This is a genomic window from Thioalkalivibrio sp. ALE23 (assembly GCF_000378545.1).
Taxonomy (GTDB): Bacteria; Pseudomonadota; Gammaproteobacteria; order Ectothiorhodospirales; family Ectothiorhodospiraceae; genus Thioalkalivibrio.
The window spans coordinates 496,698-511,323 of sequence record NZ_KB900032.1 but is presented as its reverse complement, the minus strand read 5'-3'; the positions used below and the strand labels follow the sequence as shown (position 1 = coordinate 511,323).

The 14,626-nt window shown below is 71.9% G+C and carries 16 protein-coding genes; 15 read left to right on the top strand and 1 reads right to left on the bottom strand.

Annotated elements, in window-relative coordinates:
• Positions 1-57: 57 nt before the first annotated feature.
• The 4 genes from glcE to F573_RS0106100 all read left to right on the top strand — a co-directional run bounded on the left by glcE (position 58) and on the right by F573_RS0106100 (position 4,117).
• Complete coding sequence (gene glcE, locus F573_RS0106115; RefSeq protein WP_019021852.1) at positions 58-1,167, top strand: glycolate oxidase subunit GlcE; 1,110 nt, start codon at positions 58-60, stop codon at positions 1,165-1,167.
• Between the two features lie 13 nt (positions 1,168-1,180).
• Entirely contained in the window at positions 1,181-2,449 is a 1,269-nt protein-coding gene (gene glcF / locus F573_RS0106110) for a glycolate oxidase subunit GlcF (protein ID WP_019021851.1), read from the top strand.
• Positions 2,450-2,561: 112 nt separating this feature from the next.
• Positions 2,562-3,764, top strand: coding sequence for an alanine--glyoxylate aminotransferase family protein (locus F573_RS0106105; RefSeq protein WP_019021850.1), 1,203 nt, complete (start codon positions 2,562-2,564; stop codon positions 3,762-3,764).
• 23 nt (positions 3,765-3,787) lie between these two features.
• The gene (locus F573_RS0106100; RefSeq protein ID WP_018946938.1) at positions 3,788-4,117 is read left to right on the top strand and encodes a hypothetical protein; all 330 of its coding nucleotides are present in this window, start codon (positions 3,788-3,790) and stop codon (positions 4,115-4,117) included.
• A gap of 19 nt (positions 4,118-4,136) precedes the next feature.
• Here the strand turns inward: F573_RS0106100 and F573_RS0106095 are convergent, their stop codons facing one another.
• Entirely contained in the window at positions 4,137-4,856 is a 720-nt protein-coding gene (locus F573_RS0106095; protein WP_051075372.1) for a YdcF family protein, read from the bottom strand.
• 119 nt (positions 4,857-4,975) lie between these two features.
• Here F573_RS0106095 and F573_RS0106090 point away from each other — a divergent pair, with 119 nt between their 5' ends.
• From F573_RS0106090 to fabG, 11 genes are read left to right on the top strand one after another with little or no spacing between them, the layout of a single operon-like run.
• A complete protein-coding gene (locus F573_RS0106090; protein WP_018870250.1) occupies positions 4,976-5,248 on the top strand; it encodes a phosphopantetheine-binding protein in 273 nt (90 codons plus the stop codon).
• Positions 5,245-5,859, top strand: a complete 615-nt coding sequence (locus tag F573_RS0106085) for a hypothetical protein (RefSeq protein ID WP_019021848.1) — start codon at positions 5,245-5,247, stop codon at positions 5,857-5,859. The genes F573_RS0106090 and F573_RS0106085 overlap by 4 nt, the downstream gene beginning before the upstream one ends.
• Complete coding sequence (locus tag F573_RS0106080; protein ID WP_019021847.1) at positions 5,856-7,226, top strand: AMP-binding protein; 1,371 nt, start codon at positions 5,856-5,858, stop codon at positions 7,224-7,226. The genes F573_RS0106085 and F573_RS0106080 overlap by 4 nt, the downstream gene beginning before the upstream one ends.
• A 1-nt stretch (position 7,227) precedes the next feature.
• Entirely contained in the window at positions 7,228-7,554 is a 327-nt protein-coding gene (locus tag F573_RS0106075) for a hypothetical protein (protein WP_019021846.1), read from the top strand.
• On the top strand, positions 7,551-8,444 hold the full coding sequence (locus tag F573_RS0106070; RefSeq protein ID WP_019021845.1) for a hypothetical protein: 894 nt from the start codon (positions 7,551-7,553) through the stop codon (positions 8,442-8,444). Before F573_RS0106075 ends, F573_RS0106070 begins: the two co-directional genes overlap by 4 nt.
• The gene (locus tag F573_RS0106065) at positions 8,434-9,054 is read left to right on the top strand and encodes a LolA-related protein (protein ID WP_019021844.1); all 621 of its coding nucleotides are present in this window, start codon (positions 8,434-8,436) and stop codon (positions 9,052-9,054) included. The genes F573_RS0106070 and F573_RS0106065 overlap by 11 nt, the downstream gene beginning before the upstream one ends.
• A 6-nt stretch (positions 9,055-9,060) precedes the next feature.
• Positions 9,061-11,484: an MMPL family transporter gene (locus F573_RS0106060; protein ID WP_019021843.1), complete on the top strand. Its 2,424-nt coding sequence runs from the start codon at positions 9,061-9,063 to the stop codon at positions 11,482-11,484.
• Positions 11,481-12,671 carry a beta-ketoacyl-ACP synthase gene (locus F573_RS0106055; protein WP_019021842.1) on the top strand — a complete coding sequence of 397 codons (1,191 nt, stop codon included), beginning with the start codon at positions 11,481-11,483 and terminating at the stop codon, positions 12,669-12,671. Before F573_RS0106060 ends, F573_RS0106055 begins: the two co-directional genes overlap by 4 nt.
• A complete protein-coding gene (locus F573_RS0106050; RefSeq protein ID WP_038033215.1) occupies positions 12,668-13,456 on the top strand; it encodes a beta-ketoacyl synthase chain length factor in 789 nt (262 codons plus the stop codon). The genes F573_RS0106055 and F573_RS0106050 overlap by 4 nt, the downstream gene beginning before the upstream one ends.
• A complete protein-coding gene (locus F573_RS0106045) occupies positions 13,453-13,893 on the top strand; it encodes a hypothetical protein (RefSeq protein WP_019021840.1) in 441 nt (146 codons plus the stop codon). Before F573_RS0106050 ends, F573_RS0106045 begins: the two co-directional genes overlap by 4 nt.
• On the top strand, positions 13,890-14,612 hold the full coding sequence (gene fabG / locus F573_RS0106040; RefSeq protein WP_019021839.1) for a 3-oxoacyl-ACP reductase FabG: 723 nt from the start codon (positions 13,890-13,892) through the stop codon (positions 14,610-14,612). Before F573_RS0106045 ends, fabG begins: the two co-directional genes overlap by 4 nt.
• Positions 14,613-14,626 lie beyond the last annotated feature (14 nt).

Sequence of the window (14,626 nt, the reverse complement as noted above, 5' to 3'; positions counted from 1 at the left end):
TGACCGGCCGGACGCCGACCGCACCCGCGCGCCGCCACCCGAACCCGCGGGAGACCGATGTCCGAGACCGCCGACCACAGCCAGGAACTCGCCCGCGCGGTACGCGAGGCCGCTGATGGCGGCCGCCGGCTGTGGATCGCCGGGGGCGGGACCCGGGCGGCGATCGCCCGCCCCGACCCCCTGCCCGCGGACGTCGAGACCCTCGACGTGACCGCACACCGCGGCATCACCCATCTCGCCCCCAGCGAACTGGTGGTCAGTGTGCGGGCCGGCACCCCGCTGGCCGAACTGCAGGCCGAGCTGGCGGCGGTGGGCATGATGCTGCCGTTCGAGCCGGGGGATCCCGGGCCGGGCGCCACCGTGGGGGGCATGGTGGCCACCGGACTCTCGGGTCCGCGCCGGCCGTGGACCGCCAGCCTGCGCGACGCCGTACTGGGCACCCGCGTGATCAACGGCTCCGGCGAGATCCTGCGCTTCGGCGGCGAAGTCATGAAGAACGTCGCCGGCTTCGACGTCTCGCGCCTGATGGCCGGCAGCCTGGGCGGCCTCGGGGTCCTGCTGGAGGTCAGCTTCAAGCTCCTGCCGCGCCCCGCTCACGAGCTCACCCTGCAGCGGAACCTGGACGCCGCCGGCTTCATCGACGCCTGTCGCGAGCTCGGTCGTACGGCCCTGCCCCTTTCCGGGCTGGCGTGGAACGACGGCCGCATGTACCTGCGTCTGAGCGGCGGGGAACAGGCGGTCACGGAAGCCGCCGAGCGCCTGGGGGATGCCCCGGCCGCGGATGGCGAAGGCTTCTGGAGCGGTCTGCGCGACCATCGCGCGGAACCCTTCACGCGCGAACCCGCGCCCGGCGAACGCCTGTGGCGCATCGTCGTGCCCCCGGCCACGCCCCCGCCGGAACTGCCCGGCGAGTGGCTGCTGAACTGGGGCGGCGGGGAGCGCTGGCTGCGCAGCGAGGCCGACCCGGCGCGGGTGCGCACGGCGGTGGAGGCCGCCGGCGGACATGCCCGCATCTGGCACGGGGACCCGGCCGGTGCACCGCGCCTGCATCCGCGCGGCACCGCCCTGGAGGGGCTGGAGGCCCGGGTGCGACAGTCCATGGACCCCGAAGGCATGTTCCACAGTCCGCTGCTGCCCGGCTCCCCGGCCCGCGCCACCGGTACCTGAAGCGAGCACCCCCATGGACACCCGTATCCACGAACGCTACGCCGACGACCCGGCCGCCCGCATCGCCGCACAGGCCCTGCGCAACTGCGTCCACTGCGGTTTCTGCAACGCGACCTGCCCCACCTACCAGGAACTGGGCGACGAGCTGGACGGGCCGCGCGGGCGCATCTACCTGATCAAGCAGGTACTGGAACAGGGCGAGGCCGATGCGGCCACCGGGCGCCACCTGGACCGTTGCCTGACCTGCCTCAACTGCATGACCACCTGTCCCTCCGGGGTCAACTACGCGCATCTGGTGGAATTCGGCCGCGAGGCGGTGGAACGCGACGTCCCGCGCGGCTGGCGCGAACGTCTGCTCCGCGCCATGCTCAAGCGCACGCTCCCCGCCGGGTGGCCGTTCCGCCTCGCCCTGGGTGCCGGGCGCCTGGCCCGACCGCTGCTGCGCGGCGAGCTGCGGGCCAAGGTGCCAGCCGCCCATCCGGCCCCGCCGAGCCCCGCCGCACCTGCCGGCGACCCGGTGCTGCAGGGCGGGGCCGTACCCTTCGAACACGGCCGCGTGCTGCTGCTGGCCGGCTGCGTGCACGATGCCATCGACGCGCGCATCAACGCGGCGTTCGAGCGCCTGATGGCCGCACGCGGCATCGCGGTGGAACGGGTCTCCGCCGCGCGCTGCTGCGGCGCGGTGGAACACCACCTGAGTGATGCGGACCGCACCCGCGCCCGCCTGCACGCCAATCTCGACGCCTGGGCACCGGCACTGGATCGCGGGGTGGACGCGGTGGTCTCCACCGCCAGCGGCTGCGGCGCGATGCTGCGCGACTACGCCCACCTGCTGGACGGTGACAACGAATACCGCGAGCGGGCGCGCGAATTCATCGCCCTGGTGCGCGACCCGGCCGAACTGTTCGACGCCGACACCGTCCGTGCGCTGGGGATCGAGGTCACCGGCGAGGACCGCCGGATCGCGTGGCACGCCCCCTGCACCCTGCAGCACGGCCAGGGCCTGGCCGGACGCGTGGAGCCGCTGCTGCAGGCCGCGGGCTGCGAGGTCCTGCCGGTCGCCGAGGGCCACCTGTGCTGCGGCTCGGCCGGCACCTATTCCATCACGCAGCCGGCCATGGCGCGGCAGCTGCGCGACCGCAAGCTGGGAAACCTGGAGGCCGCGGCCCCGGCGCGCATCGTGTCGGCCAACATCGGCTGCCTGAGTCACCTGCAGTCGGGCACCGAACGCGGGGTGGAACACTGGCTGAGCCTGCTGGACCGCCACCGCCGGGAAGGGTGACCATGAATCGGCGCGGGGAACTCCCGCCGCGCGGTGGGGGCGCTTGCCCGTACCCCGGGCGGGGCCTACATTCGCGCCATCCGATTTCCCGAGTACAGCAGAAGGTTAAACGATGACCGCTTCTTCCTTTCTTCCGCCGCAACGCACCCTGATGGGGCCCGGCCCCTCCGACGTGAACCCGCGCGTGCTGAGCGCGATGAGTCGCCCGATCATCGGCCACCTGGACCCGGTGTTCGTCGGCATGATGGAAGAGATGAAGGGCCTGCTGCAGTACGCCTTCCAGACCAAAAACGCGCTGACCCTGCCGGTCTCCGCCCCCGGCTCGGCCGGCATGGAGACCTGCTTCGTGAACCTCGTCGAACCGGGGGACAAGGTCATCGTCTGCATCAACGGCGTGTTCGGGACCCGCATGAAGGAGAACGTCGAACGCTGCGGCGGCACCGCCGTGGTGGTGGAAGACGACTGGGGCAACCCGGTCTCCCCGGACAAGGTCGCGGACGCCCTGAAGGGCAATCCGGATGCAAAGGTCCTGGCGTTCGTCCACGCCGAAACCTCCACCGGCGCGCGCTCGGACGTCGAGACCCTGTGCCGGCTGGCCCGTGAGCACGACTGCCTGACCATCGTCGACTCGGTGACCGGCCTCGCCGGGAGCCCGCTGTACGTCGATGACTGGGGCGTGGACGCGATCTATTCCGGCACCCAGAAATGCCTGTCCTGCACCCCCGGCCTGTCGCCGGTCAGCTTCAGCCAGCGCGCGGTGGACCGCATCCAGGCGCGCAGCCACAAGGTGCAGAGCTGGTTCCTCGACCTGAACCTGGTCATGGGCTACTGGGGCGGCGGCAGCAAGCGCGCGTATCACCACACCGCCCCGATCAACGCCCTGTACGCCCTGCACGAGTCACTGGTGATCCTGCAGGAAGAAGGGCTGGAGAACAGCTGGGCGCGGCACTGCCGTCACCACGACGCCCTGCGCGCCGGCCTCGAGGCCATGGGTCTCGAATTCCTGGTGGCCGAGGAACACCGTCTGCCGCAGCTCAATTCCGTATATGTCCCCGAGGGCGTGGACGAGGCGGCGGTGCGCGGCGAGCTGCTGGAACGCTACGGCCTGGAGATCGGTGCCGGCCTGGGGCCGTACGCCGGCAAGGTGTGGCGCATCGGCCTGATGGGCTATGGCGCGAACGAACGCAACGTGCTGACCTGCCTGTCCGCTCTGGAGGCGGTACTGGCGGATCGTGGTGTGGTGGAACCCGGCCGGGCGATGGCGGCGGCGCGTGCGGCCTATGCCCGCATGGATGCCACCGGCAGCACCGGCTGAACAAACGACCCGAGGAGGCTTTGATGACCCTGAGCGAACTGCTGAACTACCTGGATCGGCACATGGACACGGAATTCCTGGACGGCGATGCCGCCGGCACCCTGGCAAAGGCCCGCAACGGCGAACACAAGGACCCGATCGTGGCCGAAATCCTCACCGCGCTGATGGACGGGGCCGGTGCCGACGGCCCCGACACCACGCTGGAGCGTGCCGAGGCGGTCAAGTCGATCGGCCCGGTGCGCCTGAAGTACATGGCCGACGATGCCCCGGTGGAGGGTTTCCGCCTGGTGGAGAAGACCATCACCACCATCGACGCCGCCTACAACGAGGAGGCCCTCGCCGCCCGCGGCTGACCCGGACCCGCGTCCGTGGTCAGGTGATCCGCCGGAGCATGCCGCGCCGGCGGGACACCCGGGCGAATACCCGCCCGGTGTGGTACCAGTGCAGCAGCCAGGCCTCGCGCCACAGTACCGCCCCCCGGGCAGCATGACGGTCGGGCTCGGCGGGGCACGGCTGCAGGTGCAGCCCCAGCCCGCGCGCAATCGCCAGCGCCCGGGCCAGGTGATAGCGGCTGGTCACCAGCACCGCCGGCGGATCGTCCGAGCCGGCGCTCTCCTCGCGCATCAAATCGCGCGCATGGCGCAGGTTCTCCAGGGTATGCGTGGAGCGGTCCTCGATGCGGATGCGCGCGTTCGCGACGCCCCGTTCACGCAGGAACGCCGCCCCGGCCGCGGCCTCGCTGGGCCCCTGCGCCGAAGTCTGCCCGCCCAGCACCAGCACCCGCGCCTGCGGATGCCGGCGCAGCAGCCGCAGCGCCCGCAGCAGCCGCATGCGGTACCCGGGGGCCGGATGCCCCTCTTCCAGCTGCATCCCCGCCACCAGCACGGTCTCCACCGCCCGCGGCCGGCAGGGTGCATGCGCGGTGCGGCGCACGCCGTGCCACGCCAGCAGCAGGCTGACCCCCAGGGTCGCCAGGATCACGACCTGCGACAGCGCGAACATCGCCAGCCCGTCCGCACCCACGCGCTCCAGGGTTACCCGGCGATGCTGCGCCAATGTGACCTCCATGATCAGGATGAGAATGATCGGCATCCAGGCCTTGCCGAAGGCTGACACAACCCGACGCCGGAGTAACACCTTCGTTTGAAGGGTACCAAGCCCGGGGTCTTACCGGTATCATCGCCCCCGACCAGGGACATCAGGGGGAAGTTATGGGGGCGCAGACGGCATTCGAGCAGGAAGTCGCCCGATTGATCGTGGACAGCCTGAACCTCGAGGAAACGGCGCCGGAAGACATCGAGCCGGAGGCCCCGCTGTTCCGCGAGGGTCTGGGGCTGGATTCCATCGATGCCCTCGAGCTGGCTCTGGCGATCGGTCGCGCGTATGGCGTGCAGATCCGTTCCGATGACGAGGACAACCTGCGGATCTTCGCGTCCCTGCGTGCGCTGAGTGAACATATCGAGGCGAACCGGACGTCCTCGTGACGGCAAGGCTGGCTGCGGCGGTTGCGCTGGCCTACCCGGTTTCGGTGATCGCCGGGCAATGGATCGAGCTGCAGCCGTTGCCGCTGGCCCTGCTGACGCTGCTGGTGTTTCTCGCCGTCGCCTCGTCCCTGCGCCCGCGGGCACGAGTACTGCTGGGCACGGGGCTGCTGGCGGCGCTGGCGCTGTTCGGCCTGACCCCGGCCGGCGAGTGGCTGATCCACGCGGTGCCGGTGCTGGTCCCGGGCCTGATCGCGGCGCTGTTCGCGCGCTCGCTGCGGTCCGGTTCCACGCCACTGATCACGCGGTATGCCCTGGAAATGGGGGCCTCGGACAGTCCCGCGGTCCATCGCTATACCCGGGTGATGACCGCCATCTGGGCCAGCACCTGCGCCCTGCTGGCGGTGGTCTCGGCCGGTCTGTCGGTGTTCGCGCCGGCGACCGTATGGGCGGTCGTGGCCAACGGCCTGAACTATCTTCTGCTGGGAGTCCTGTTCATGCTGGAATATCCGCTGCGTGCCCGTTTCCTGCCGGATGAACCCCGCGAAGGCTTTGTTGCCTATCTGATGCAGCTGGCGCGGGCCGACCATCGACGGATCCTGAGGCAGCCATGAGCGAAGCCGCTCCCCTCGCCTGCCCGCTGCTCGCGGACGCCGACACGCCACTGGCCCGGATCGGCGGACACCCGGTGTCGCGCGCCGCCTGGCTGGCCGACGTCCGCGAGCTGGCCGCCCGCCTGCCCGAGGCGCCGGCGGCCTTCAACCTGTGCGAGGACCGTTACCGGTTCTCGGTCGCCTTCGGCGCCATCCTGCTGCGCGGACAGATGAACCTGCTGCCGCCGGCGCGCGGGCGCACGGTGCTGGGCGAGATCGCCCGTGGCTATCCCGAAGCGGTCGCCCTGGTGGACTCCTGCGAGGAGGACTTCCCCCTGCACACCCTGGCGGTCAGCGCGCGTGGCGACGCCGGGGGCGGGAACGAAGACCGTCCCGCGGACATCCCGATGATCCCCCGGGATCGCACCGCGATCCTCGGTTTTTCATCCGGCTCCACCGGGACACCCACCGCCCATCCGCGACGCTGGGGGGATCTGGTCGCGGTCACCGAGCAGGCGCTGCAGCGCCTGGAGCTGGACCGCGGCCCCGGACATGCCCTGGTCGCCACCGTGCCGCCGCAGCACATGTACGGCCTGGAGTCCACGGTACTCCCGGCCCTGCTGGGCCCCAACACCCTGCTCGCCGAACGTCCGTTCTACCCTGCCGACGTGCACGCGGCGCTGGAGCGCGAGACCCGTCCGGTGCTGATCTCCACGCCTTTCCACCTGGGGACCTGCCTGCGTTCCGGCCAGTCGGCCCCGGCCGCGCCGCGACGCATCCTGTCCGCCACCGCACCGCTGGAAGCCAGCACCGCGAAGGAGCTCGAGGCGCACTTCGGCGCCCCGGTCAACGAGATCTACGGCTGCACCGAGGCCGGTGCCATCGCTTCCCGCCGCACGGTTCACGAAGAGCACTGGACGCCGTACCCGGGGGTACGGGTGCGCGCCGACGGGGATGCCTCCGGTCTGGCCCTCGCGCATGGTCCGCAGCATCGCGAGCCGGTTCCGCTGCCGGACTGCATCGAGGTCGCGGATGACGGCCGCTTCCGCATGACCGGACGCCTGGCCGACATGCTCAATATCGCCGGCAAGCGGGCCTCGCTGGTGGAGCTGAACCGTCATCTGCAAACCCTCCCCGGGGTGCGGGACGGGGTCTTCATCCCGCCCGCGGACAGTTCGGATGCCGACGGGATCACCCGGCTGGCGGCGCTGGTGGTGGCCCCGGAGCTGAGCGAATCCGCGATCCAGGAGCAGCTCGCCGAACGGCTCGACCCGGCGTTTCTTCCGCGCCCGCTGGTACGGGTGGACCGCCTGCCGCGCTCGGCGACCGGCAAGCTGCCGCGCCAGGCCCTGCTGGACCTGCTCGCCTGCCACGGGGAGCCCGTCTGAAATGACCGGCCTGACCAGCCGGCCGCGCCGCATCCCGGAGGACCATCCGGCCCTTCCGGGGCATTTCCCCGGCAACCCGGTGGTACCGGGCGTGATGATCCTGGAACAGGTCGCGGCGGCCGCGGAGGAGCTGGGCCTGACCGCTCCCGCGCGTTTTCCGCAGATCAAATTCGTCGCGCCGCTGCCTCCCGAGACCGCGTTCCGGGTGGAGATCGACGAACCCGGGCGCCGCGGGACCCGTGCCTTCCGCTGCATCCGTGACGACGGCTCCGATACGCTGCTGTGCGCGGGGCAGCTGGACCCCGAACCGCCGGCCGACCCGTCATGAGCGGGGACTGGCGCGCTCAGGAAGAACGCGGCAGTCCCCTCGCCCTGCGCATCATCCTGTGGGTCGCGCTGCGCCTGGGCCGGCCGGCCGGGCGCCTGCTGCTGTACCCCATCACCGCCTATTTCCTGTTGCTGGCACCGCGCGCACGGCGGCACAGCCGGCAGTATCTGCGGCGGGTGCTGGGGCATCCGCCGCGCGTGCGCGATGTCGCCCGCCACCTGCACAGCTTCGCCGCAGTGATCCTCGACCGGGTGTTCCTGCTCGCCGGGCGCGAGCAGGCCCTGGACATCCGCGTGCATGGCGCCGACATCTTCCACCAGGCACTGGACTCCGGGGACGGCGCGATCCTGCTGGGGGCCCATCTGGGCAGTTTCGAGGCCCTGCGGGCCCTGGCCGTGGGCCATCACGACTTCCCCGTCCGGGTCCTGATGGACGCCGACCACAACCAGGTCATCACCCGGCTGCTGGATTCGCTCAACCCCGAGGTCGCGCGCAGCGTGATCCCGCTGGGGCGTACCGACACCCTGATCCGCGCCCGCGAGGCGGTGGAACGCGGCGAAATGGTGGGCATGCTGGGCGATCGGGTGGTGGAAAACGATCGCACGGTGGAGTGCGAATTTCTCGGCGACCGCGCGGTCTTCCCCATGGGGCCGATGCTGCTGGCCACGGTGCTGAAGGTGCCGGTGATCCTGTGTTTCGGCCTGTATCGCGGCGGCAACCGCTACGATATCGTCTTCGAACACTTTGCCGACGCGATCGAGGCGCCGCGGGCACACCGCGACGCGGTGCTGCAGGACTGGACCTGCCACTATGCCCGGCGCCTGGAGGCCCATGTGCGGGACGCCCCGTGGAACTGGTTCAACTTCTATGATTTCTGGCATGACGACTGACCACCACCGCACCCGCGGGCCCGCCCGGCTCGCATGGCTGGCCCTGCTGCCCCTGCTGTGGCTGCCGCTGCCGGCCGCCGCTGACACCCTGGATGCGATCCTCGCGGCCCTCAGCCTCGACGCCCCCGCGGAGATGGCCTTTCGCGAGGTCCGCCAGGACCCCATGCTGCAGTCGGAGGACCGCCAGAGCGGCCGCATCGCCTTCGAGCCTCCGGACACCCTGATCCGCGAGACCGACGGCCGCCGCGGCGAGCACGTGCGCATCGAGGGCCGCGAGCTGACCCTGACCCGCGGCGATGCGGTGCGCGAGATCCGTCTGGACGAACAACCCGGACTGGAGGCCTTCGCAGGGCTGTTCCGCAGCCTGCTGCAGGGCGACCGCGAGGCCCTGGAAGCGGGCTTCGAGGTCGAACTGGACGGCGATCTCGACGCCTGGGAACTGGAGCTGCGCCCGCGCGACCGCGCGCTGCGCCGGGCGATCATCGAGATCACCATCCGCGGCCGCGAAGGCGAGATCCGGCGCATGGACACCTGGGAATCCGGCAACCGCACCAGCCGCATGCATTTCGAAGCACCGGCATCCGGCGACCCCTCCAGCGAACGCGACTGACCGCGCATGTCGTCCCTCCCCTCGCGCGTCGCGGTCACGCTGTGGCTGGCCGGCCTGCTGATCGCGGCCCTGGTCCTGGCCCTGCGCGGCGAGATGGCCACCGATCTCGGACGTTTCATGCCCGACCCCGGCGCCGAGGCCGGACTGCCGCTGGACGTCGACGCCGGGCCGGGCGCCCGCCAGCTGCTGCTGGCCATCGAGGGCGGCGATGCCGCACGGCGCGCCGCGGCCTCCGACGGACTCGCCGAGGCCCTGCGCGGGGATCCGGCGGTCGCCGGCGTGCATAACGGACGCGGCGATTTCGACCCCGAGGCGCTGGAGGCGATCCTCGACCTGCGCTATCTGCTGAGCCCGGCGGTCACGCCCGAGCGCTTCTCCCGGGAACACCTCGACAGCGCGTTCGCCGAACGCCGCGACGACCTCTCCAGCGCGGTGCCGGCGATGCCGCGCGAGCTGATCCCGCGCGACCCCACCGGCGAACTGCTGGAACTGGGCGATCGCCTGCGCGACCCGTTCGGCGACGCGACCCGCGGGCAGCACGGCGTATGGACCGACCCGGCCGGTGAACGGGCCCTGCTGGTCGTGCGCATCGCGCCGACGGCCGAGGGCCTGGAGGAGCAGACCGGCCTGCTGCAGCGCGTCGAACAGGAATTCGCGGCCCTGGAGGACGCCGACCTGCGCCTGCTGCATGCCGGGCCGCCCGCGATCGCGGTGGAATCGCGCGAGCGCATCCGCGCCGAGGTCACCGCCTTCAGCCTGGCCGCCTCGCTGGCGCTGGCGGTGCTGCTGCTGGTGGTTTTCCGCCACCCCCATCCGGTGTGGCTGGCGGCGATCCCGCTGGGCAGCGGGATCCTCGCCGGGGCGGCCATGGTCACGCTGGTCTTCGGCCATCTGCACGGGATCGCGCTGGCCTTCGGCATCACCGTGCTGGGGGTCGCGCTGGACTACCCCCTGCATCTGTTCGCGCACACCGGCCGCCGGGGGGCCGCAAGGGTCGCCGGCGAACTGTGGCCCGCACTGGTGCTGGGTGCCGGCTCCACCGCACTGGTCTACGCGCTGATGGCCGCGACCTCGTTCCCCGGCATGGCCCAGCTGGGCCTGTTCGTACTGACCGGTATCCTGGTCGCCGCCGCGGTCACCCGCTGGGTCCTGCCGGCGCTGCTGCCACGCGGCGCACGCGAACGGGGCCTGCCGGAACCGCGACTGCCCCTGCCCTCGCTGCGGCCACGCGGACAGCGAGCGGGTCTCGGTCTGCTGCTGGTGGCGGTGCTCGCGGCGCTGGCCGTGCTTTTGAGCCGCGACCCCTTCCCGTGGAACGACCAGCTGACCGCGCTGAACCCGGTCCCCGAGGAGGCCATCGCCCTGGATCGCGAACTGCGCGACGCCCTCGGCCTGCCGGACGTGCGCCATCTGGTGCTGATCCGGGGAAAATCCGCCGACGCCGTGCTGCAGGCCGCGCACGCGCTGGACGAACCGCTGGAGGCGCTGCGCGACGCGGGGGCGATCACCGGTTTCGACCATCCCGCGCAGATACTCCCGGATACCGCGACCCAGCGCGAACGCCAGGCGGCCCTGCCCGAGCGCGACACCCTGGCCGAACACGTGGAACGGGCGGTGCGGGACCACGGCTTTCAGGCCGAGGCCTTCACGCCGTTTCTCGATGACGTGGAACGCAGTCGCGAGATGGACCCGGTGACCCCCGCCAGCCTGCCCGACGGGCCGCTGCGCCAGGCGCTGGAACCGCTGCTGCTGGCCCCGGGCGAACATTCGGCGGCGGGCCATGAACGGGCCTGGATCGGACAGGTGCTGCTGCGCGGTCTGAGCGACGCCGACGCCGTCAGCGGGCATATCGACCGCCACAATGCGGCCACCGGTATCCAGGTCGAACTGGTCGACCTGCGCGCCACCACCGAGGCCATGGTCGCGGATTTTCGCACGGCGGCCCTGACCCGCCTGGCCCTGGCCGCGCTGGCGGTCACCGCCCTGCTGTGGCTGCTGACGCGCGACCCCGGGCGCAGCCTGCGGATCGTGACCGCGGTCGCCGCCGGGCTGCTGCTGACCACCGCCAGCCTGCTGCTGCTCGGGATCGAGCTGACCCTGTTCCACCTGATTGCATTGATGCTGGTGATCGGGCTGGGGCTGGACTACGCAGTATTCCTCGGCCGCCCGGGCGCCATGGAACCGGACGAGGCCCGGCGCACCCGCCGCTCGGTGACCCTGTGCGCCCTGTCCACCGGTCTGGTGTTCGCCCTGCTGGCCCTGTCCAGCCTGCCGGTGCTGCGTGCCCTGGGTCTCACCGTGGCCCTGGGCGTGGTATTTTCCTACGTGGCGGCCCTGTTGCTGGCCCGTCCCGTGAACCCGCCCCCGACGTCCGCGGCCTCCGGCTCCGGACCGGGGTTATTGCGCTCGAGGATCAAACCGTCTCCATGAATGCCCTGGCCATTACCGCCCACACCCAGACCAGCGCCGCCGGCACCGGCAACGCCGCGGGCGCGGCCGCGCTGCGCGCGGGCCGCAGTGGCCTGCGGCGCTGCGACCTGCCCGACGTGGATCTGGAGACCTTCATCGGCCGCGTCCAGGGCCTGGAAGATCACCCGCTGGAGGGCGAGCTGGCGCCGTTCGACTGCCGCAACAACCGCCTGGCCGAACTCGCCCTGCAGCAGGACGGCTTCCTCGACGCGGTCGCCGGCGCGGTGCGGCGCCACGGCGCCGACCGGGTCGCAGTGCTGCTGGGCACCAGCACCTCGGGGATCGCGGCCACCGAGGAGGCCTATCGCCGGCGCGATCCGGAGACCGGCGCCCTGCCCCCCGACTACGACTACCGCCACACCCAGAACATGTATTCGCTGGCGGACTACGTGGCCACGCGCCTGTGCCTCAGCGGGCCGGCGATGGTGGTCTCGACCGCCTGCTCCTCCAGCGCCAAGGTGTTCGCCGATGCCTGGCGTCATCTGCAGGCGGGGGTCTGCGACGCGGCCATCGTCGGCGGGGTCGACTCGCTGTGCGGGATGACCCTGTACGGCTTCAACGCCCTGCAGCTGGTGGCGCCCGAGCCCTGCACCCCGCTGGACCGGCAAAGGCGCGGGATCTCCATCGGCGAGGCGGCGGGCTTCTTCCTGCTGGAACGCGCGGAGGATGCCCCGGCGGACGCCCCGCGCCTGACCGGCCACGGCGAATCCAGCGACGCCCACCACATGTCCGCACCCCACCCGGAGGGCGCGGGCGCGGCGCGGGCCATGCGCGAGGCCCTGCAGCGCGCCGGATGTGCGGGCACCGACGTGGACTACGTACTGATGCACGCCACCGCGACCCCCGCCAACGACCGCTCGGAGGCCCGCGCGCTGGCCGATGTCCTCGGCCCGCGGGCGCGCTGTGCCGGTACCAAGGGCCTGACCGGACACACCCTGGGCGCGGCCGGCGCGGTGGGCGCGGCCCAGGCCCTGGCCAGTCTGGGCGGCGGCTTCGTGCCCGGCACCGCCGGACTGACCGACCCGGACCCCGAGCTGGACCTGGATGCGCGCGCGGCCAGCGAGGCACGCCCGGTGCGCCGGGTGATGCTCAACGCCTTCGGTTTCGGGGGCAACAACTGCTCACTGCTGCTGGAGGCCCCGTGCTGAATCCCGTCGGCATCCACGCGATCGGGCTGATCGGACCGGGGCTGACGGATTTCCCCTCGGCACGCGAGATCCTCGCCGGGCGCGAGGAGCACCTGTACGCCCCCGTGCAGATCCCGCCCACCAGCCTGCTGCCCGCCAACGAGCGTCGGCGTACCACGCAGACCATCCGCCTTGCCCTGCATGCGGCCGAGGAGGCCAGCGAGGGCGGCGACCGCACGTCCATGCGCAGCGTGTTCGCCTCCTCCAGTGGCGACATGGACATCATCGACCGCATCTGCGAGGCCCTGACCCAGCCGGACCCGGCGGTCTCGCCCATGCAGTTCCACAACTCGGTGCACAACGCCCCGGCCGGCAACTGGTCCATCGCCACCCGAAACCCGGCCCCGGCCACCGCCCTGTCCGGCTTTACCGGCACGGTGGCCGCCGGACTGCTGGAGGCGGTGACCCTGCAACTGGCCGAGGGGGGCGAGGTCCTGCTGGTCTGTTATGACGTGCCGTCGATGGAGCTGTTCCGCGAGGTCCGCCCGGTGTACGAGAACTTCGCCTTTGGCCTGCGCCTGGGACCGGTCGCGGGGGCGCAGTGGCAGCTGCGCCTGGACCCCGCGGCGATCGGCCCCGAGACCCCCTGCCGGGCGCCGGCGCTGGAAGCGCTGCGCGCCACCAATCCCGCGGCCCGGGCCCTGTCCCTGCTGGAACGGCTGGCCGGCGCCCACCACGACGCAGTGGTCCTGGAAGCCCCCGCCGGGCGGGTACTCGGGCTGCACGTGGAGGAAACCACGCCATGATCCTGGACGCCCCCGCCATCCGCGAGCGCCTGCCGCATGCCGGCGCGATGAGCCTGCTGGACGAGGTGGTCGCCCATGATGCCGACGCCATCCACTGCCGCGCCCGTTCGCACCGCGATCCGGACAATCCGCTGCGTGGTACGGGCGGGCTGCACGCCCTGGCGGCACTGGAATACGGCGCCCAGGCGATGGCCGTGCACGGCAGCCTGGGTGCGTCGGACGGCGCACCACCCCGAGCGGGCTATCTCGCCGCGGTGCGCGACCTGCAGATCCACGCACGGCGCCTGGACACCCTGGACGCACCGCTGGAGATTCATGCCCGCCAGGTGATGGCCGACGCCCGCAGTTCGATCTACGATCTCGCCGTGGAGGCCGCCGGCGAACCGCTGCTGGCCGCACGCGCGACGGTCATCCTGGAACCCGGAGAAACCCCATGACGCGACGCGCACTCGTCACCGGCGGCAGCGGCGCCATCGGCGCGGCCATCGCCCGGGATCTCGCCGCCGCCGGCTGCGAGGTCTTCGTCCATGCCAACCGCAACACCGAGGCCGCCTCGAACGTCGTCGAAGAAATCCGCGCCGACGGCGGCCGCGCCGAGGTGCTGGGCTTCGACATCACCGACGCCGACGCCACCCGCGCGGCGCTGGAAGCCGAGATCGCCCGCGGCCCGTTCCAGATCCTGGTGCACAACGCCGGGGTCCACGACGATGCCCCGCTGGCGGGCATGACGCCGGAACAGTGGCGCCGGCCGCTGGAAGTCTCGCTGCACGGCTTCTACAACGTGATCCAGCCGGCGCTGCTGCCGATGATCACCACCCGCTGGGGGCGGGTCATCGCGGTCACCTCGGTGGCCGGAGTCACCGGGAACCGCGGCCAGGCCAACTACGCCGCGGCCAAGGCCGGCCTGCATGGGGCGATCAAGTCGCTCGCCCAGGAGGTCGCCAGCCGCGGCATCACCGCCAATGCGGTCGCGCCCGGGATCATCGAGAGCCCAATGAGCGAATCCGCGTTCGATGCCGACACCATCCGCCGCATGGTACCCATGCGCCGCGCCGGCGAGCCCGCCGAGGTCGCCGGGCTGGTGGGCTACCTCGCCTCCGAGGCTGCCGACTACGTGTCCGGGCAGGTCATCGGCATCAACGGCGCCCTGGCCTGATGCCCCGGCCCCCG